General features: G+C 62.0%; 21 protein-coding genes and 2 pseudogenes. 12 read left to right on the forward strand and 11 right to left on the reverse strand.

Features of this window, described 5'->3' with window-relative positions; all coding sequences use genetic code 11:
- The first annotated feature begins 871 nt into the window (after window positions 1-871).
- From C4900_RS04815 to C4900_RS04835, 5 genes are all read left to right on the forward strand, one after another.
- On the forward strand, window positions 872-2749 hold the full coding sequence (locus C4900_RS04815) for a DUF2075 domain-containing protein (RefSeq protein ID WP_065970264.1): 1878 nt from the start codon (window positions 872-874) through the stop codon (window positions 2747-2749).
- A gap of 650 nt (window positions 2750-3399) precedes the next feature.
- Entirely contained in the window at window positions 3400-3639 is a 240-nt protein-coding gene (locus C4900_RS15935) for a hypothetical protein (protein ID WP_065970262.1), read from the forward strand.
- A 380-nt stretch (window positions 3640-4019) separates the two neighbouring features.
- Complete coding sequence (locus tag C4900_RS04825; RefSeq protein WP_147267121.1) at window positions 4020-4778, forward strand: hypothetical protein; 759 nt, start codon at window positions 4020-4022, stop codon at window positions 4776-4778.
- A gap of 54 nt (window positions 4779-4832) precedes the next feature.
- Window positions 4833-5060, forward strand: coding sequence for a hypothetical protein (locus C4900_RS04830; protein ID WP_147267122.1), 228 nt, complete (start codon window positions 4833-4835; stop codon window positions 5058-5060).
- Window positions 5039-5695 (forward strand): zeta toxin family protein, encoded by a 657-nt coding sequence (locus C4900_RS04835; RefSeq protein ID WP_114282438.1) that lies wholly within the window; start codon window positions 5039-5041, stop codon window positions 5693-5695. The genes C4900_RS04830 and C4900_RS04835 overlap by 22 nt, the downstream gene beginning before the upstream one ends.
- A 531-nt stretch (window positions 5696-6226) precedes the next feature.
- On the opposite strand, the gene fdhD is transcribed toward C4900_RS04835, so the two are convergent.
- From fdhD to C4900_RS04855, 4 genes are all read right to left on the reverse strand, one after another.
- On the reverse strand, window positions 6227-7054 hold the full coding sequence (gene fdhD, locus C4900_RS04840) for a formate dehydrogenase accessory sulfurtransferase FdhD (protein WP_114282440.1): 828 nt from the start codon (window positions 7052-7054) through the stop codon (window positions 6227-6229).
- On the reverse strand, window positions 7024-7302 hold the full coding sequence (locus C4900_RS04845; protein WP_211306769.1) for a hypothetical protein: 279 nt from the start codon (window positions 7300-7302) through the stop codon (window positions 7024-7026). The genes fdhD and C4900_RS04845 overlap by 31 nt, the downstream gene beginning before the upstream one ends.
- Window positions 7295-9559 carry an FdhF/YdeP family oxidoreductase gene (locus C4900_RS04850; protein ID WP_114282442.1) on the reverse strand — a complete coding sequence of 755 codons (2265 nt, stop codon included), beginning with the start codon at window positions 9557-9559 and terminating at the stop codon, window positions 7295-7297. Before C4900_RS04850 ends, C4900_RS04845 begins: the two co-directional genes overlap by 8 nt.
- 583 nt (window positions 9560-10142) lie before the next feature.
- Window positions 10143-10421 carry a hypothetical protein gene (locus tag C4900_RS04855; protein ID WP_083995793.1) on the reverse strand — a complete coding sequence of 93 codons (279 nt, stop codon included), beginning with the start codon at window positions 10419-10421 and terminating at the stop codon, window positions 10143-10145.
- A 387-nt stretch (window positions 10422-10808) separates the two neighbouring features.
- On the opposite strand from C4900_RS04855, the gene C4900_RS04860 reads away from it, so the two are divergent.
- From C4900_RS04860 to C4900_RS04885, 6 genes and pseudogenes are all read left to right on the forward strand, one after another.
- Entirely contained in the window at window positions 10809-11042 is a 234-nt protein-coding gene (locus tag C4900_RS04860) for a type II toxin-antitoxin system Phd/YefM family antitoxin (RefSeq protein WP_114282443.1), read from the forward strand.
- A gap of 37 nt (window positions 11043-11079) precedes the next feature.
- Window positions 11080-11472: a type II toxin-antitoxin system VapC family toxin gene (locus C4900_RS04865; RefSeq protein WP_114282445.1), complete on the forward strand. Its 393-nt coding sequence runs from the start codon at window positions 11080-11082 to the stop codon at window positions 11470-11472.
- A 275-nt stretch (window positions 11473-11747) separates the two neighbouring features.
- Window positions 11748-11957, forward strand: a complete 210-nt coding sequence (locus C4900_RS04870; protein WP_065968861.1) for a hypothetical protein — start codon at window positions 11748-11750, stop codon at window positions 11955-11957.
- Between the two features lie 107 nt (window positions 11958-12064).
- A pseudogene (locus tag C4900_RS04875) lies at window positions 12065-12356 on the forward strand (HigA family addiction module antitoxin).
- A 153-nt stretch (window positions 12357-12509) separates the two neighbouring features.
- Complete coding sequence (locus tag C4900_RS04880; RefSeq protein ID WP_065972410.1) at window positions 12510-12815, forward strand: RuvC family protein; 306 nt, start codon at window positions 12510-12512, stop codon at window positions 12813-12815.
- Between the two features lie 36 nt (window positions 12816-12851).
- Entirely contained in the window at window positions 12852-13109 is a 258-nt protein-coding gene (locus C4900_RS04885; protein ID WP_065972411.1) for a hypothetical protein, read from the forward strand.
- Window positions 13110-13114: 5 nt separating this feature from the next.
- Here C4900_RS04885 and C4900_RS04890 read toward each other — a convergent pair whose 3' ends face one another.
- Together C4900_RS04890 and C4900_RS04895 are read right to left on the reverse strand one after the other, a co-directional pair.
- Entirely contained in the window at window positions 13115-13534 is a 420-nt protein-coding gene (locus tag C4900_RS04890; RefSeq protein ID WP_114282447.1) for a type II toxin-antitoxin system VapC family toxin, read from the reverse strand.
- Window positions 13519-13752, reverse strand: coding sequence for a hypothetical protein (locus tag C4900_RS04895; protein WP_065972413.1), 234 nt, complete (start codon window positions 13750-13752; stop codon window positions 13519-13521). The genes C4900_RS04890 and C4900_RS04895 overlap by 16 nt, the downstream gene beginning before the upstream one ends.
- A gap of 108 nt (window positions 13753-13860) precedes the next feature.
- Here C4900_RS04895 and C4900_RS04900 point away from each other — a divergent pair, with 108 nt between their 5' ends.
- On the forward strand, window positions 13861-14079 hold the full coding sequence (locus tag C4900_RS04900; protein ID WP_147267123.1) for a hypothetical protein: 219 nt from the start codon (window positions 13861-13863) through the stop codon (window positions 14077-14079).
- Between the two features lie 120 nt (window positions 14080-14199).
- Here the strand turns inward: C4900_RS04900 and C4900_RS04905 are convergent, their stop codons facing one another.
- The 5 genes and pseudogenes from C4900_RS04905 to C4900_RS04925 all read right to left on the reverse strand — a co-directional run bounded on the left by C4900_RS04905 (window position 14200) and on the right by C4900_RS04925 (window position 17384).
- Window positions 14200-14868, reverse strand: coding sequence for a DNA-binding protein (locus C4900_RS04905; RefSeq protein ID WP_170132411.1), 669 nt, complete (start codon window positions 14866-14868; stop codon window positions 14200-14202).
- Between the two features lie 76 nt (window positions 14869-14944).
- Complete coding sequence (istB, locus tag C4900_RS04910) at window positions 14945-15685, reverse strand: IS21-like element helper ATPase IstB (protein WP_114282452.1); 741 nt, start codon at window positions 15683-15685, stop codon at window positions 14945-14947.
- Window positions 15679-16185: pseudogene (locus tag C4900_RS04915) on the reverse strand (IS21 family transposase); the annotation flags it as partial. The pseudogene C4900_RS04915 and the gene istB, both read right to left, overlap by 7 nt.
- A gap of 12 nt (window positions 16186-16197) precedes the next feature.
- Entirely contained in the window at window positions 16198-17091 is an 894-nt protein-coding gene (locus C4900_RS04920; protein ID WP_114282231.1) for an IS3 family transposase, read from the reverse strand.
- On the reverse strand, window positions 17088-17384 hold the full coding sequence (locus C4900_RS04925; protein ID WP_114282232.1) for a transposase: 297 nt from the start codon (window positions 17382-17384) through the stop codon (window positions 17088-17090). Before C4900_RS04925 ends, C4900_RS04920 begins: the two co-directional genes overlap by 4 nt.
- Window positions 17385-17432 lie beyond the last annotated feature (48 nt).

The raw sequence follows: 17432 nt of genomic DNA on the forward strand, positions 1-17432 counted from the left end.
GAAGGCGGGCCGCAGACGATTACCGTGCATGGCCGTGAGGCCGTTACCATGTTCTCTGCCGAGGCGTATCGCAAGCTAACCGACTGGCGGGGATCGCTTGTGGCATTTTTTCAGAACTCGCCGTTGCACGGCCTCGATCGAGATATCTCGCGCTCGAGGGGCACTGGGCGAGATATCGGGTTGTGAACTACCCGCTTGATACGTGCTTGCTATCGGAACTTGGCAAGGCTCGCCCGATCCGGGTGTCATCGACTGGAATCCGGTATTGAGGAAGAGCAGTTTTTTGCCGGCATCCTGTCGTTGGGCAAAATCCAGAAAGGGATCGCCAAACTCGACGACGGTAAGCGGCGTCGTGTTATCCAAACCTGGCTGACCAGGATGTACGCAAACGTTTTGATGGTCGTGCTGTGCCGGTAGATCGGGAGATCGCCCTCGAATGGAGGCGTGTCTGTGGCGAGGGCGAATGCGACGGGCTGCGGGTACGGGTAATCGATAGCCTTTTGGCCGCCACTGCAGTTTGCCGGAATCTCGTGCTGGCTTCGTGCAATGTAAAGGATTCCTCTCTTTACTCGATCAAGGGGCGGAAACCGTTGAATGGAGGTGGAATGCCCCGGCGCCATTCCTGCAACGTGTGAGTGCGGTTCGCTACCTCTAAAGTCGCCTTTTCGTATGGTGGGCGTGAGATGAGTGTCTAGGATCAGTTTTCACCCGCCAAAGGAGGATTAGCCCACGCCTGATCCAGGTCCTTATGCGTAACGTCCTTCGCCTCGCATAAGGAGCCCCCTTTGTGTATCGGAGGAGTTGGACCGCTCATCATAAAGCGTATAAAATGCCACTCCATGCTGACCCGCATGGGGATGTCGCAACAGAAATGCTGATCTATAAGTCTACCGTTTCTGGATTTCTCAGCGACTCCCAGCGGTCGGATATTGGCGATGTCGTCAGAAATGCATACGAATCGAAAACCCAAAGGCATGCGCCAGAGGCCGAGATCAGGGCTTGGTCTGCGTCGCTTTATCATATGGCGATTACAGTCAATAACGGAAGTATCCCGGACGATGCAGGCGTGGCGGTCGAATATTCCATTCCGCAATCCGCCAAGCGCATAGATTTTATTTTTTCTGGGTATGACCAATCGCATAATCCGGTTCTCGTCATTGTCGAACTAAAACAATGGTCGAGTTCAGAAAAAACAAACAAGCCCGGGGTGATTATCGCTAGAAGAGGCCCCGGGTCTGGAAGGGAAGGGCCCCATCCCTCCTACCAGGCATGGTCGTATGCGGCACTTTTGAACGGATTCAACGAGGAGGTGTATTCTCGCAAGATGGGGCTGTTTCCGTGCGCGTACCTACACAATCATCCGGCGAACACTGCCATAGACAGCCCGTTCTACATGGATGATATGAAGCGCGCGCCGCTGTTTCTGAAAGGTGAGCATGAGCGTCGTCGTCTCTCTCAGTTTATCTCGCAGCACGTCAGGCACGGAGATGCCGCGAAGGTCATCGAGCAAGTCGATGGTGGGCGCATGCGGCCATCGAAGGCGTTGGCGGACAGTATTACCGGCATGCTGAAGGGAAAACAAGAATTTGTCCTCATTGATGATCAGAAGGTCGTCTTTGAATCCGTTTGTGCCACTGCCGCCCGCGCATCTGACACGAACAAGAAAGTTGTCATTGTCGAGGGTGGACCGGGAACCGGGAAGTCAGTGGTGGCGGTAAATATTCTGGCCGCGCTTACAAAAATGGGTTTGCTGACAAAATACGTATCAAAAAACGCAGCTCCGAGAGCCGTCTACAAGGCGAAACTAACCGGAAACATGCGGTACACGGAAATCAGCAATCTCTTTTGCGGTTCCGGGGCGTTCGTGGATACGGACCCGAACGCTTTCAATGTTTTGGTCGTCGACGAAGCCCACCGCCTGAACGAGAAGTCCGGATTGTATGGAAATCTCGGCGAGAATCAGGTCAAAGAACTGATAAGAAGCGCGCACTGCACCGTGTTTTTTTTAGACGAGGATCAGGCAGTGACGCTCTCTGATATCGGCACGAAAGAGGAGATAAGGCGGTGGGCGGAATCCATGGGGGCTACCGTCGAGTCTTGCGAGCTCTCCTCGCAGTTTCGCTGCAACGGCGCGGATGGTTATTTGGCATGGCTCGACAACACTTTGGGTATCCGGAAAACGGCGCACGAGTTTCTAGGGGCGGGCACCTACGATTTCCGGGTCCTTGACTCGCCAACGGAACTCCATGAACTGATTTATGAACGGGACGCAAAGGACAACGGTGCCCGCGTGGTCGCTGGGTACTGCTGGAATTGGAGTAGCAAAAAGGATCCGTCAGCCGTGGATATCGTGCTTGAAGGTGGTGCCTATCGCAGACGCTGGAATCGTACAGAGGACGGGAGTCTGTGGATGATAGCCCGGACGGCGGTTGAGGAGATTGGTTGCATCCATACATGCCAGGGACTGGAGGCAGACTACATCGGGGTCATAATCGGTCCCGACCTGGTGGTCCGGGATGGAAAGGTGAGCACAGACTACAAGGCAAGGGCCTTGGTGGACAGGAGAAAATCGCTGTCGGGAATCGAGAAGATATATCGGCAAAATCCGGAGCAAGCCCTCAAGGCGGCAGACAGGATCATAAAGAACACGTACCGGACGCTCATGACCCGCGGCATGAAAGGGTGCTACGTCTATTCGGAAGATCCGGAAACGCGGGCATACTTCGCGAGCAGAGCGGCTGTCGTCTAAGGATCTGCCCATGTGACCCCGTGGCAAGGCCACGACGACTGGTGCGGTACCCGGGGCTTTCTTCTCGAGTCATAGCATGACCGCGGGCCTTGGTACGAATCGAGGGGTCAGCGGGATTGGCGTGGCTCAGCCGACACTGGGCCAAGACGACGCAGCCCTTACTGGATACATCCGGGATCTTGGATCTTGATACCACGGTCAAGTGCCTCTACGGGAAACAAGAGGGCGCGGTGGTGGGGGTACAACCCCCACAAGCCCGGACGTCCTTCACACAGTTATCACTGCGCCTTGATGGCCACCACCCGGCTCGCCTTAGGCGTGGAAGTCATGGCGGGTAACGCGAGCGCCCCCTGCACAGCATGCCGGGCATCTGGGCGTGGCTCGATGCCCGCCGGCCTTTGAACGTCCGGCCCGCTTGCGCGGTGACATCGCCTATGGCAACGAATCCGTACTGCGCGAGGCCGAGGCGCGCTATCAGCGGTATCTCACGAAATTATGGCTTACGAAGAACGTGCGTCGCCTCGCGACCCGCTTCTTTGCCCATCCCGACTGGGAGAGGGCGGCCAGGGGTGGCAAGGCCGGGAAGACACCCTCCAGCTCTCCGGTTGGAGCCGCCCCCGGCGTGTCTTCGTTCTTCGTCGTGAAAGAGGTTGCAGTGGGTCGAGGTCGCGTGGGTCGATGCCGACCACAATGCTGGCTGGGTGAAGGACAAGCAAGTGGACGACGAAGAGGATCTGGGCTACGCCTGCGGGCTGCTCGTCCGCAAGAAGAGAAACTTCGTCACCATCGCGCACCAGCACAATCGCGGGAGCGGCGACTGGCGGGGCATCTTGCGCATCCCGACCGGGATGGTGTGCAACATCCATGTCAATGGAACCCATTCCCTGTAAATCAGGTCGAGTGGCCTTCTCGAAAGGGTTGAGCGTAGCGACGCCGCGTGGCGCCACGTCGCGCGTGTGGCGCGTGTGGCGCGTGACAAGCACCAGGCCGTGTTCCTGTGCCGTTGCAGCGAGGAGCCCGTTTACCAGAGCCGGGGATAGGCACGAGATCTCCATACGAGGCTTGCGCGAATTCAGCCTGCAGGGAATGTGGGATTATGGAGCGTGTGTAAAGCCGAGATCATGGTGGCGCCGAAGGGGGAGGCCATTCCGGGATATCTGACCCCGTCTCGCGGGGGCGGGTTAGGTTCGCGTGTGTGAATCCAGCACTACTGCGCACGGCAAGGCCTTGAACCGTCATTGCCTTTCTTCCGAGGGGGCTCTTTGGCCACGTGCTCTGCCAGCACCGCCTGATTCGCATGATCTTCTTTCATGCCAATGTGACCCTGCCCAAAACCATGCGCTTGAATCATGGGGTCGCAATCCGCTTTGAACGCCGGGAGGATGTGCCGGACGTAGGGGGCGGCGACGCCGCGGCAGCGGCAACCGATCGCGCCTCTTCGCTGTCTCCGGAGGATGCGCGCTTTGTGGCGGCCTTTGGGTCAGCCGGAGCGCCCGACACAGACCCCGCGGAGGCCTTGCTGACGGCCGTCGCCGCCTGGCGTCGCGGATCCCGAGGAAACCGACGGGACGACGCGGGCGGCGGGCCCGGGGCTATTCCCCGCCCGGAGCCGCCCGCGGGGATCCCCGACGAGGGGGGCGAGGGTCACGGACCCCAGTTTGCAGACGATGATCTGGCCTTCCTGGGTCAAGAGGAAGACGCCGGGCCTCTGGCCGAGCCGGGCGCGGAGGCGGTCTCGGCGACCGAAGGCGAGATCCATGCCGAGAATGATGAGGGGGCCGTCCGGCCGGGGCAAACGCCCCTCGAAGATCCGACCCGCCGCGCGGTCCAGGCGCTGGCGGATGCGCTCGGTATGGAGTCCGGATTGACGCCTGAGGTCGATCAGCAGACACGGGAACAATCGGCCTTTCGCGAGGCCTATCCCGCGGACCTCGATCGTCCGCGTGGGCCGGAAGATGAGCAGGACCTGGATGAGATCGAGCGGCGGTTGCGAGAGGCGTTACAGTCCCGCGAGGTGGAGACGCGATAATGGCGCAACAAGAAGAAGATGGTGATCAGGGGAAAGTCGGTTTATAATTTTCTCATGGATACTTCGTCTCTCGCACCTCCGCTCACCTTGCCCGACGAGGATCTTGCTGATTCCCTGGAGGCCGACGTCGGGCGTGTGGAGGCCATGGTTCCGCAGATGGCGGCAGCGGCACAGGCCGCCCAGGTCGACGCGCGCGCCCGGATTGCGGCTCTCCACGCGCGGATTGCGCAAGACGTTACGGCCCTTCGGAAGAGCGAGGCGTGCGTCCGATCCTCACGGTGATCGCCGGGCCTAACGGCTCTGGTAAGTCATTCTTGACTGCCATCCTCAGACGCCAGTCCTGGTTCTCGCGTACGCCTTTTCTGAACCCTGATGATATTGCCGCCCGCCTCGGGGATCCCGGCGAGTTGGAGGTTATCCTCCAGGCGGCACGTGAGGCGGAGGCCCAGCGGGAGTATTGGCTGGCCGAATGCCGCAGCTTTGCCTTCGAGACTGTTTTTTCCGCTCTTGACAAGGTCGCATTCTTGCGGCGTGCGCGGGACGCCGGTTATCGCATTCGTATATTTTTTTTGAGTACCGGCAACCCGGAAATCAACGCCGCCCGCGTGGCCCGTCGTGTCATGGCCGGCGGACACGATGTGCCTATCACGAAAATCATCAGTCGTTATGGCAAGTCCCACGTCCAGGCGGCGCAGGTGGCCCCGTGGGTCGACCGCATGTATCTCTTCGATAACGCTGTGGATGGCGAAACCCCCGTCTTATGCGCCTGGTCAGCGATGGGGCAGTGGCAAGTGCGACGTGATAAGACGCTTCCTGTGTGGGCCACGTCGATCGTGACACACCCGTCCGCGTCCCCACAGCCGACCGAAGCCCAGAATCACCGTGGTTTTGAGCACCCGGACGCCGAACCGCGGTGAAGGGGTCGGGCATCCTGGCAGGTGCCCGATCAGGTGTTTCGCGACCAGGCTCCTGTGGGGCGCGTGATCGTCTTGTGCACGGTTTCCGGAGTGCCAGTGCCAGGCGAGGATGGCGAAAATCCGGCAGAAACCGGGTGCCTGAATCTACGGAGATCGGGTTACTGGGTGTCTTGCGCTGGGCATCTGTCACGAAAGGCCCTATCGAAACTGCGAACTGGCGGACTAGGATCCTGGTGATTCGGGATGTAGGCGCATTGATTGGGGTCCTAGTATGAGGAAGCGCCGACACAAGAGATCAAACCGACGCAACGTTGTCATGTGCGGGCCATTGCCGGACGAGAAAAAAAGGCTCTCGGATCGACAGCATCAGTGTCCGCATCGCGGCCTCACCTATGGCCGCGATGACCATACGGCGCGGGTGCTGTCGCTGGCTGGAAACGCGATTGGCCGGCAATGAGCATGAGACGCACGTCGTAGTCGTATAGGCTTGGCGGGAGCCGCTCATGCTGCCGCCGGCCATTTTCGGTGCGATCAGCCGGCCTCGCGTGTTGTGTTGCGGATGCGCTCGCTGTGGGCATAGACAGTCATGCGCGCATCCCGCGTATAGCCGATTAGGGTCAGTCCACGGATCTCGGCCACCTGGATCGCGAGGCTGCTCACGCCGGAGATTGCGGCCACGATCGGCACGCCGAAACTCAGGGCCTTCACGGCGATCTCGAAGGTAAGGCGTGAGGACACGCCCAGCATCGTAGCCGCCCCGTGCGGACAGCGTCCCCCGAGCGCTGCGCCGATCACCTTATCCACGGCGTTATGGCGGCCGATGTCCTCGCGCACGATATGGCCCCATGGCGTGGCGAGAATGGCCGCATGGGCGGTGCCGGTGCTGTGATTGAGCGCCTGCAAATCGCGCATCCGCGCCAGCAGGTCGTGGATGGCCTGCGAATCCCAACAGTGGTCGCTTTGGAGCGGCGCAAAAGGTACGAGGCCTTCGAAGCGCGGAATGCCGCAAAGGCCGCAGGCGCTCGCACCGACGATGCGACGGCGCTTGTGGCGAACTCGTTTCAAGGCCGCCCCGGCGAGCTGGAAATAGGCAGCCCAACCTTCCGCTACGCGCACCGTTTCCCACGCGACGATCTCATCGAGCGATCGCAGGATGCCTTCGCTCAAGAGAAAGCCCCGGAGGAAGTCGTCTAGGTGGCTCGGGGTTGCCATCATCACGGCATAGATCTCTCCGTTGATCGTGACGGAGACCGCCGCTTCTTCGAGAATCGCCTCCTCGCGCACCATAGGCCCGCGGCGGGGCTCCAGGACTGTGGCCTGGGACCACGCTAGCCCGTGCCGATCGGTATCTGCGTACATAATTCCCGTCCTTTTGCGGTGAGCGTAACCATGATTCGGCCCTGGTGTTCTTCCTGGCGGACATAGCCGAGTCCGCCGAAGCCGTCCGTATGCCCGAGAAGCGCCAAAAGACGCTCCAGCTGGCTGCGGCGGATATTCAAGTCCTTGGCAGCCCGCGCCAAAGACAGCGCGCCCTCGGCACAGAGGGCCTGCATCAGCGCGATCGCCATGTCCTCGGTCGCCTCGTCCCCGCCGGATCCCTCAGCCACGCGCGGTCGCCGGATGCAAGGTGACGCTCACGGATTTGGAGGTCGGCGTGTTGGCGCGGTCGGCATGGCTGGATAGGGGCACGAGTATATTCAGCTCCGGGTAGTAGCCGGCTAGGCAGCCGCGCGGAATGTCATACGGCACCAGCACAAAGTCGTGCGCCACCCGTTTCCCGTCGGACCAGTGGGATACGATATCGACGTGCGCCTCCGGATCGAAACCGAGGTCCGAAAGATCGTCTGGGTGGATGAAGCAGACATTGCGCGCCCCCGAGACCCCGCGATAGCGGTCCTCGAGGCCATAGATCGTGGTGTTGTACTGGTCGTGACTGCGGATAGTCATCAGGTTAAAGACGCGTTCGGCGGTCTGCGGTCGGTAACGGTCCGCTACGAGGGTACTCAGGTCCTGGGCGATGAAGTGGGCCTTGCCCGAGGGCGTCGTCCATTTGCGCGCCCGCGGCGGCAGATCGAGATGAAACCCGCGGGGTTTGTGGACGCGTGCGTTGAAGTCCTCGAACCCCGCCACGACCCGCGCAATCCGGTCGCGGATCCGGTCGTAGTCGGCGACGAGTTCGCGCCAGGGCGTCCGGCTTTTGGGCAGGGTCGCCTCGGCCAATCCCGCCACGATCGCGCATTCGGACTTGAGGTGCGCGGACGCGGGCGGCCTCATGCCCTGGGAGATATGCACCATGCTCATGGAATCCTCGACGGTCACGCCCTGCGGCCGGCCGTCCTGGATGTCGATTTCCGTGCGCCCGAGGCAGGGCAGGATGAGGGCATCCTGGCCGTGCACGACATGGGAGCGGTTGAGCTTGGTGGCGACGTGCACGGTCAGCCGGCATCGGCGCAAGGCGGCATGCACCCGGGCGGTGTCCGGTGAGGCATTGGCGAAGTTGCCGCCCATGGCGAAGAACACGGGGGCGCGTCCTTCCTCCATGGCCTTGATGCTCCCGATGACGTCATAGCCCGGCGCGCGCGGCGGCTCGAAATCGAACTCCCGGCCCAGGCGCTCGAGGAAATCCGCCGGCGGCCGCTCCCAGATGCCCATGGTCCGGTCCCCCTGCACGTTGCTGTGCCCGCGTATGGGGGCAGGTCCGGCGCCGGGCTTGCCGATGTTGCCCTTCAGTAGCAGCACGTTGACGAGCATCTGAACCGTGGCTACCGCGTGTTTGTGCTGGGTAATGCCCATGCCCCAGGTGATGATGGCCGCTCGCCCCTCATCGTAAATCCGTCCGACCTCCTCAAGGTCGGCGCGGCGCAATCCGCTTTCGGTCTCGATGGTCTCCCACGGGGTACCGAGGGCAAGGGTCTTGAAGGCGTCGAACCCCTGGGTATGGGCAGCTATGAAGTCCCTGTCTGGGGTACCTGATTCCAGCACATAGCGGGCGATGCCCAGGGCGATAGCGTAATCCCCGCCGATGCGCGGCTGGTAATAATGCGTTGCGATGTCGGTGCCGTGGCGGCTCAGGAGTTCGCCGGCATGCTGCGGATGGACGAAGCGTTCGAGGCCCCGTTCCTTGAGTGGGTTGAATGCCAGGATCCGGCAGCCGCGCCGGGCGGCGTCACGCAGCGTGCCCAGCATGCGCGGATGGTTGGTGCCCGGGTTGTGGCCGAAGAGCAGGAGCGTATCGGCGTGGTCGAAGTCCTCGAGCGTCACCGTGCCCTTGCCGATACCGATGGATTCCGGCATCCCGATGCTCGTGGGCTCGTGGCACATATTGGAGCAGTCCGGCAGGTTGTTCGTGCCGAACTCCCGCACAAATAGTTGGTAGAGAAAGGCCGCCTCATTGGATGTGCGCCCCGAGGTGTAGAAGATCGCCTCGTCGGGGGATTTCAGTGCCCGCAGATGATCGGCGATGCGCCGAAACGCGGCCTCCCAGGATATCGGGACATACCGATCGCCGGCCGCGTCATAGGCCATGGGCTCGGTCAGCCGCCCCTGGTCTTCCAGAAAATAGTCGTCGTGCTCGGCAAGCCATGACACGGGGTGCTCAGCAAAGAACGCCGCCGTCACCCGCTTGCTGGTCGCCTCCGCCGCCACCGCCTTCACGCCGTTTTCGCAGAACTCGAAGGTCGAGTGGGCGTCCGGGTCCGGCCATGCGCAACCGGGGCAATCGAAGCCTTCCGCCTGGTTGGATTTCAGAAGTAGCGCCGTGCCATCGGCCAGAATCCCCTGGTGTTGCAGGCTGTGCAGGGAGGAGCGCAGGGCCCCCCAGCCTCCGGCCGCTTGCTGGTAAGGGCGGAATTTCACGGTCGACATGGGTCTCCTTAGTCCACAGACCAGTCCTTGGGGGAGGTTCAGGATAGCAGCGCCACCGATCCCCTCACAAGAACCTTGACGCTCACGCGTACGGGCAACTAAAACGCCCGTTTTGTCTGGTGAGGCGGCCGTCTGGGAGAAATACACGGGCTGTGACCAGACTGCGAGAACGGCTCCTGCCGGCGCGGGAGGGCTCGCCGCGGAGGAACCTCCTCGCCGAAGGCGAGCGGAGGCCGGTCGGCCTGAGCCCCTATTTCCGTCCGTAAGCCTCGTCGTGGTCGTGATGGATGGTCTGGAAGCGCATGAATGCGTTTTCCCATACCACGACCGCGCGGTAGGACTAAGATAATCGAATCGTGTATTTGCCGGGGAAGGCTCCTCAGTTCTTCCCATTTGAGACCATGATCCTGAAAGACCTCGCTCCAGGTGAGGGCCCTGAGTTTCGTGAGCGTCTTGAAGACCTTCTTGATTTCCGGGGCGTCCAGGGCGAAGAGTTCCGACGGGAACCCAGGGTGGTTCAGGTCGAGCAGGACTTTGGCGGAATTTCCGCTCGCGTTATCACGCGAGGGCGCCCCAGTCCGGCTCACGCGGGTTGCTTACGCTCATTACCGCCTGAATGGCCAGCGGCCTCGAGTTCTTCCAGCGAAGTTTCCGCGGGTGGGTGGTCGCGCATCCAGGTGTCGGCCTGCGCGAGCTTGTCCCGCACGGCGGGCTCATGCGCCCACCGCTCGTTTATCGGAACGACGGCCGCCCGCTTCAAGATGATGTCGCCACCCGGTAACTCTTCCACCAGGAAACCTGTTCCCGCGAGCGCTTTCCCCAGCGAAATCTGGCCGCTTTTGCCCACAATCTTGATGTGCATAACCCTACTCGCTTTCATGCGGCATGATAGCATGACGGAAGCGGCGGGGAAAGGGGAAGGGGTGGCAAGGGGTAGAGGTGCCCGCTCCGGTTGGGGAGGCGGCTATCTGGGAGAAGTATGCAGCCATACGGTCGGTGAAATGAAATGAGAGGAGGGCGCCCAGGCGTGGCTGGAAGAGCGCCATGTCAAGGCCCTGCCGCCACAGGCGCACCCGACCGACTTCAGTCGCAAGTGGTGGTAGCGCGAACCGGCCCAGGAAGGCCGGTCGCGCTTGCAGACAAGGCCCGGGGCGGCAGGGAGATGTGGCGCGGCTCGCGGAAACCGCTATGGTGGGTATTCCGCCCCTGTGGATTATAATGACCACTATTCTGGTCGACGAGGCTTTTTGTGGAGACCATCAGTTTGGCCGAGGCCAAAGTGCGGCTGAGCGAAATCTTGAACGAGGTCGAGGCGGGCGGGGAGGTGGTTATTACACGCCACGGCAAGCCGGTCGCGCGTGTGGTGTCGGCGCATGGCTCGCTCAAACCCTTGCCGTCTTTAGCGGCCTTTCGGGCAAGCCTTCCTCGAGCACGGGCCTCAAGCGCGGAGATCCTGCGCGTTTTGCGCGACGAAGGCTATTGAGTGCTCTATCTCGACACGAGTTTCGTGGCCCCTGGTCATGCCTGAGGAGTCGAGCGACGCCGTGGAGGCGTTCCTTCGCGACGGCGAAGACGAACTGGCCACGTCCCAATGGACCCGGGTGGAGCTGGCAAGCCTTGTGTCGCGGCGTGTGCGCATGGGTGAATTCGACGAAGTGCAGGCAGAGGCCATTCGCAAGACCTTCGAGCAGCTCTTGGTGCAGTCGTTTGTCCTCCTCGCCCCGAGCGTCGGCGATTTCGTGACGGCCGCGCAGCTTCTGACTCCAGCGGATACGGGGCTTCGTGCCGGAGACGCGCTGCATCTCGCCATAGCCACGAACCACGGAGCGAAGAGGGTCTATACGCTCGACCGGGGTTTGCTGAAGGCCGGGGAGCAGCTTAAGGTACCCGTCAGTTCGGGAATTCGCTGGTAGTGGATTCGCGCAAGGCGCCTGTCTTGTCCAGTGAGGCAGTCGTATCAAGGTTCCGCCACCGCAGACGCATCCGACCGATTTCGGCCGTAACTGGTGGTAGTGTGGGCCCTGGGAAGGCCGGCCGTGCTTGTAGGGCGAGGCTCGTGGCCCGCTACCTCGCCGCGTGTGAAGCGAGCGCGTTCGGCGCGACCCGTATGCGAGCACGCCTAGCGGCTTAGGGTCACCTGGTCCGTGCTACTATCGGGTCGGGCTTCTTGCGAGAAGGGGTGGCGTCCATGAAACAGATAGCGGAAGCGGTCATTGACGAGAACGGTCAAATCCATCTCATTGAACCGCTGCACGTCACAGGCGCCCACCGTGCCTTGGTAACGGTGCTCGATGAGCCGCCGGCGGCTTGGGACGAGACGCTTGCGGCGGCGGGGCAATCTCTGGCGCAGGACTGGCTGCGCCCCGAAGAGGACAAGGCATGGGCGCACCTGCAGTAGGTGCGGGCATCCTGATTCCGTTTCCTGCGTGAGCAATAGGGGGCCACGTTGGCATCCGAACTCGAGAGGGGTCACGCCTACGTCGTGGACTATGAGGACTATCACTGATAGCTATGCACAATCCTCCACATCCAGGGGAATTTCTCACCGCGGTCTATCTGGAGCCCAACGGGCTCAGTGCCCGGGAACTCGCAGTCACGCTCGATGCCTCGGCCTCGACCTTGCGTCGCATCCTGAAGGGGCAGAGTGGCATAAGTCCGGACATGGCCCTGCGTCTTTCCAAGGCGCTCGGACGCTCCCCGGAGAGCTGGCTTGCTGCAGTCCCGATATGACCTCTGGCAAGCCAAACAGCGTGTCAAATTGAGCCGGGTCGGCAGGGTCCGGCTGACTGCAATGTGATGCTTCATCGGCATCGACCCCGGTAAACAGGGTGCCCTTGCTGTCATCAACGAACATCTCGATGTGCTGTTTATGGCCCGGACGCCCAAGACGACCGCCGGCATGGCGGACGTCGCGCGGCAGGCGATGTAGCTCGGGGAGGTAAAGCTTGCGGTGCTCGAGCGCACCCAGGCGATGTCCGGGAACGGCGTCGTCGCCATGCACAGCTATGGCCGTCAGGCAGGCACCTGGGAGGGCATCCTGGTCACGCTAGGCGTACCCCTTATCCAGCCGTACCGGCGGGTTTGGCAGGCGCTTGTGAGCGCACCGGGCTGCAGGCGCGGGGTGACCAAAAAACGCTCCATCGCCTCCGCGAAGCGCCTGTTTGGGGTGACCCTCAAGAAGAGTCAGGATGGTATCGCCGATGCCCTACACATGGCCCTGTGGGCCTTGCACGTATATGCGACTGGGGGAATGTAGGGCCGGGCCTATACGTACACACGAAAGGAGGCCCTTATGGTGAAACACAAAAAGAGATTGCAGCTGGTTGAGGTGGCGTGGGTCGACGCCGACCGCAACCCGGGCTGGGTCAACGACGAACAGGTCGATGATGAGGAAGGGGAGGGTCAGGCCTATGGATTGCTCGTAAGGAAGAAGACGGCGCGCTTTGTGTTTCTCGCCCACCAGTATAATCACGGTGACTGGCTCGGCCTATTTCGTATCCCTGTGGGGATGGTGCGCGAAATCCGCGTCATCGAAACCTATCCGCTATGACTAGGTCAAGTAACCTTTTCGAAAGGATTGAGCGTAGCGACGCCGCTTGGCGCCACGTCACGGGTGTTGCGCGTGACAAGTATCAGTCCGTGTTCTTGCGCCGTTGCGGCGAGCAGTCCATCCACCAGCGGTAAGGGGTTGGGTACATTGTTTTCCGCCCAACGCTTGGCGATGGGCGTCGTAATGGGCAGGATTCTATCCTGAAATGTAGATTCCAGGGTTCGCAGTTTTTCGGCCAGTCGACTGGTCTGCGGTGCATCGCGGCGACGGAGGCGGGCTATACCCTGTTGCAGCTCCCCGATGATGAGCACCGAAAGAAAGAGGTCCCCATAAGAGGCTTGCGCGAACCAATCCTGTGCGGACGAGGTCGCCCGGGCGCCTTTTTGCAGTTCCGAGATGATGTTGGTGTCTAAGAGATAGGCCATTCCGGGATGTCTCGCCCCGTCTCCTGGGAGCGGGTGAGGTCCACGTCCGTAAGCCCTTGCGCCACTTCACACAGCAACGCCTTGAACTGCCGTTGGCGTTCTTCCGAGGAGGCGTCTTTGGCCAGAACAACGACCTTCACCGGTGTCCCATCGGGGATATTCTCCGGGACCGGTACCGAATGGTTGCTTGTGACACTCTCGAATTCGAGGGCTCGCATATGTTGTCACTCCTTATCCCGCGGAAAAGTCTTCCGAGATAGGCAAACAGACTGACATTGTAGCAGAAAGCGGCGCGCGTCGGTCTTTAACCTAAGTCGGTGCTCGATGTGGGGGCTATTGCCCTATCCTCGCTGCCCGCATCGACGGCTGCGACTGGCAATCTCGTGCCCTCGAGCGAAACCGACCCAGGCGCCGACCATTACCGGCAGAGCGCCAACCAGGCGTTGACCGTGTTCGTGGGCGCGCTCAAGGCCTGCAAGCTGCGCTACAACTTCACGGACCTCGCCATCCTGCTGCAATCCGGCCTCGCGTGCGTATTCCGATGAAGATGACCGCCGATTCCGGCGGATGGTGACCGCGGATTCCGGTCGAAGGTGACCGATCAATCCGGGCGAAGATGACCGGCCAGAGAGCCGGTCGCGCTGAACGACTTTTACACTACATAATCACAGACCGTCAATGGTCTTGGCCCCCTGTGTGTGGGTGTTAGGGAGATCAGGCCGGGCAGACGGAGAGCGCCCCGGCTTCTTGGTTTGATCAGAGGGTGCAAGCGCGGCGTACACCGCGAGCTCTCCCCGCAGTCTCCCGCATTCCTCGGCGCGCTGGTCGTTATGGAGTTGCGCCGCCTCCAGTTCCGCCTTCAGTTCCGCGATACGCGCCTCCAGTTGAGTGATCTTCGCGGCGTGCGCGGCAAGATGCGTCTCGGCGGTGGCCAGGGCCGGCTTGAGGGTCGCAATCCGGCCCTCCTGGTCCTGTACGGTGCGCTCGAGGTGTGCGATCTCCTGCAGGGTCTCCTGCGCCTGCATCTGGGACTCCGCGATCTGGGTGTGGGCGGCACTACGGACAGCCTGGACCTCCTGCTGGGCGAGCTCGGACGCGGCGGTCCAGACCCGGGCCAGGGCCTGGTGCGCGGCGGCCTCGATCTCGGGCGGTAGGGGCGGGAGTGGGTGGGTTGGGATATGGCTCTTCCAGGCACGCAGATGCTGGGAGAGGGTCGTGAAGCTGCCGTGGCCCAAGGCCTCGCGGAGGGCCTGGACGGTGACGGGTTGGGCGCGGTCGGCCAGCGCCTGCGCGGCGGCAAAGACCTGGTCTTGGGTAATACCTGTGCGGGACATGAGAACTCCTGTATTGAGGGGGTGGTTCATGGCGTCCGTAATTACGTATGTAATTACGTAATGCCGTTCGGGTACGCTACGCCTGGGCCTGACTCTTGCGCTTGCGCATCGACTCGCCTTCGAGTGTCAGGGTGCGGGCGGAGTGCAGCAAGCGATCGAGGATGGCATCGGCGAGCGTCGGGTCGCCGATGTACTCGTACCAGTGCTCGACCGGCAACTGGCTCGTGATGAGCGTGGCGCGCGCGCCGATGCGATCATCGAGGATCTCCAGCAAGTCGCCGCGCTCGCGCGCGCCCAAAGGAGAGATGGCGAAGTCATCGATTACCAGCAGGCTCGTCTTGGCGAGTGCGGCCAGGCGTTTGCGGAAGCTCCCGTCGGCGTGCGCGAGGGTCAGTTCCTCGAAGAGCCGCGGGGCACGCACGTAGAGGGCCGACAGCCCCTGCCGGCAGGCCTGATGCGCCAGGGCGCAGGCGAGGAAGGTCTTGCCGCAGCCGGTGGCGCCCTGGATGAGGAGGTTCTGCCCCACCCGGATCCAGTCGCAGGCGGTGAGCGTCGCGATGTGCGCGCGGTCGAGACCCCGGCGGGCGCGGAAGTCCAGATCCTCCAGGCAGGCGCGCTCCTTCAGTTGCGCCTGCTGCAGGAGGCGCGTGAGCCTGCGGCTCTCGCGGAACACCGCCTCGCGCTCGACGAGCAGCCCAATGCGCTCCTCGAAGGACAGGCCCTGGGCGGCGCTTTGGGTCATCTGCTCTGAGAGGGCCGCGGCCATGCCGTGGAGCTTCAGGGCGTTTAAGGCATCAAGGGTGGGTTGGATCAACATGGTTCCGATTCTCCTTCAGTACGGGTTGAGGTTTGGGTGGTGGACTGGAAGTACGCCGCGCCGCGCACGTTGTCGTGGTGGACCGGCGGGATGGCAGACGCCCCCTCAGGGGTCGTGCCGGGCGGGGGTTGCTGATCGAGCCGCGCCTCGAGGATGGATTTCACGCTTTTGAGCACCGGCGAGCCGATCGCAAGCGCCCGCTGGCAGGCGGCCTCCAGGCGCACGTTCCCATACCGCTTGCCGAGATTCAGGAGCCCCAGACAGGCGCGGTAGCCCTGCTCGGGGTGCGGGCGGTGGTCGAACTGCCATTGCACGATGGCCTGGGTCTTGGGGCCGATGCTGTGCGCCCAGCGTAAGAGCCGCCCGGGCGTCCACTCCCGGTGCCGGCGATGGGCCTCGGGCATGTGTTCGGCAAGCGTCGTGAACTTCCCGCGCGCGAGCGCGCGGGCATGGACGGCCACACGCTTGCTCTTGAAGAAGAACTCGACGGTTGAGGCGGTCTGAAGTGGTCCCTACGCAGCGGACCTCATAGACGGGTCTTGATCTGGGTGTTGCATTCTGCGCGCATACTCGTTGGGCGACAAGTATCCGAGTGATGAGTGCAGGCGGACAGGATTGTAGAATCCGTGGATGTATTGCGCGATCGCTCTGTGGGCGTCCTGTTTTGTCGCATACGGCTCGGTCGCTTCTTCGGTCTTCAGTGTTGCGAAGAAGCTCTCCGAGACCGCATTGTCCCAGCAATTTCCCTTGCGACTCATGCTGGCCACCATGCCAAGTGCGCCGAGAGCGTTGCGGAAGTCATCGCTGGCATACTGGCTGCCGCGGTCGGAATGAAACACCGTACCGGATGGCGGTGTCTGGAGATGGCAGGCATTGCGCAGCGCATTGAGCACCAGCTCATCGGGCATGCGATCCGAGAGGCTGTAGCCGAGCACCTGGCGTGTCTGTAAGGCGATAATCACCGCCAGGTACAGCCAGCCCTCACGAGTGGCAACGTACGTGATGTCGCTTGTCCAGGCCGGCACGGCTGTGTCGACGCTAAATCGCCTCTGTAGGACGTTCGGGGCGATGGCGCGCTGATGGGCACTGTCGGTCGTGCGCGGCACGAAGCGCCCTTTACGCACGCCTCGCAAGCCTTCCTCGCGCATCACTCGATGCACACGTTTGGGGTTGATGCGCATGCCCTGTGCGCGCAGGGCATGCGTGAGGCGCCGGCGACCATAGCGGCGCCGGCTTTCCTCGTGGACCTGTATGATCGCTGCACGCAACGGAGCGTCCGCGTCGCTCTGTGGCGCACGTTCTCGGGCCTGCCAGGCGAAGAATCCCGACGTCGATACCTCAAGTACCCGGCACATGAACCCGATCGGGTAGTGAGTCCGCTGCGAGGCGATATAGGCGTACTTCACTTGGACTCCTTCGCAAAGTACGCTGCGGCTTTTTTTATGAAATCGCGCTCCATGCGCAGCTGAGCATTCTCGGCTCGAAGCCGTGCATTCTCAGCTTCCACATCGCTCACAGGACGGCGCTTCCCGTCCTTGGCGAACCCTGCTCCATCACGCGAAATGCGGATCCAATTAGCCAGCGTCTTGACCGAAATACCGAGCTTGCGGGCAGCCTTTGCCGCTCCGAGGCTCTCTGCCAATGACACTGCCTGCGCCTTGTAATCGGCGGTATATTGAGCACGAACCTGACGTTCCATAGTGACCTCCAAGTGGTTGGTTTAATCCATCCATTAGAGGTCCGTCAA

The sequence above is a fragment of the Acidiferrobacter thiooxydans genome (assembly GCF_003333315.1).
Classification (GTDB): Bacteria; Pseudomonadota; Gammaproteobacteria; order Acidiferrobacterales; family Acidiferrobacteraceae; genus Acidiferrobacter; species Acidiferrobacter thiooxydans.

Bases quoted from the DNA above. Each gene is read 5' to 3' on its own strand.
- C4900_RS04905 (WP_170132411.1), bottom strand. From the start codon at position 14,868: ATGTCCCGCACAGGTATTACCCAAGACCAGGTCTTTGCCGCCGCGCAG.
- C4900_RS04865 (WP_114282445.1), top strand. From the start codon at position 11,080: ATGCCTGAGGAGTCGAGCGACGCCGTGGAGGCGTTCCTTCGCGACGGC.
- C4900_RS04895 (WP_065972413.1), bottom strand. From the start codon at position 13,752: ATGCGAGCCCTCGAATTCGAGAGTGTCACAAGCAACCATTCGGTACCG.
- C4900_RS04855 (WP_083995793.1), bottom strand. From the start codon at position 10,421: ATGCACATCAAGATTGTGGGCAAAAGCGGCCAGATTTCGCTGGGGAAA.
- fdhD (WP_114282440.1), bottom strand. From the start codon at position 7,054: ATGTACGCAGATACCGATCGGCACGGGCTAGCGTGGTCCCAGGCCACA.
- C4900_RS04815 (WP_065970264.1), top strand. From the start codon at position 872: ATGCTGATCTATAAGTCTACCGTTTCTGGATTTCTCAGCGACTCCCAG.
- C4900_RS04925 (WP_114282232.1), bottom strand. From the start codon at position 17,384: ATGGAACGTCAGGTTCGTGCTCAATATACCGCCGATTACAAGGCGCAG.
- C4900_RS04870 (WP_065968861.1), top strand. From the start codon at position 11,748: ATGAAACAGATAGCGGAAGCGGTCATTGACGAGAACGGTCAAATCCAT.
- C4900_RS04830 (WP_147267122.1), top strand. From the start codon at position 4,833: ATGGATACTTCGTCTCTCGCACCTCCGCTCACCTTGCCCGACGAGGAT.
- C4900_RS04850 (WP_114282442.1), bottom strand. From the start codon at position 9,559: ATGTCGACCGTGAAATTCCGCCCTTACCAGCAAGCGGCCGGAGGCTGG.
- istB (WP_114282452.1), bottom strand. From the start codon at position 15,685: ATGTTGATCCAACCCACCCTTGATGCCTTAAACGCCCTGAAGCTCCAC.
- C4900_RS04890 (WP_114282447.1), bottom strand. From the start codon at position 13,534: ATGGCCTATCTCTTAGACACCAACATCATCTCGGAACTGCAAAAAGGC.
- C4900_RS04885 (WP_065972411.1), top strand. From the start codon at position 12,852: ATGGTGAAACACAAAAAGAGATTGCAGCTGGTTGAGGTGGCGTGGGTC.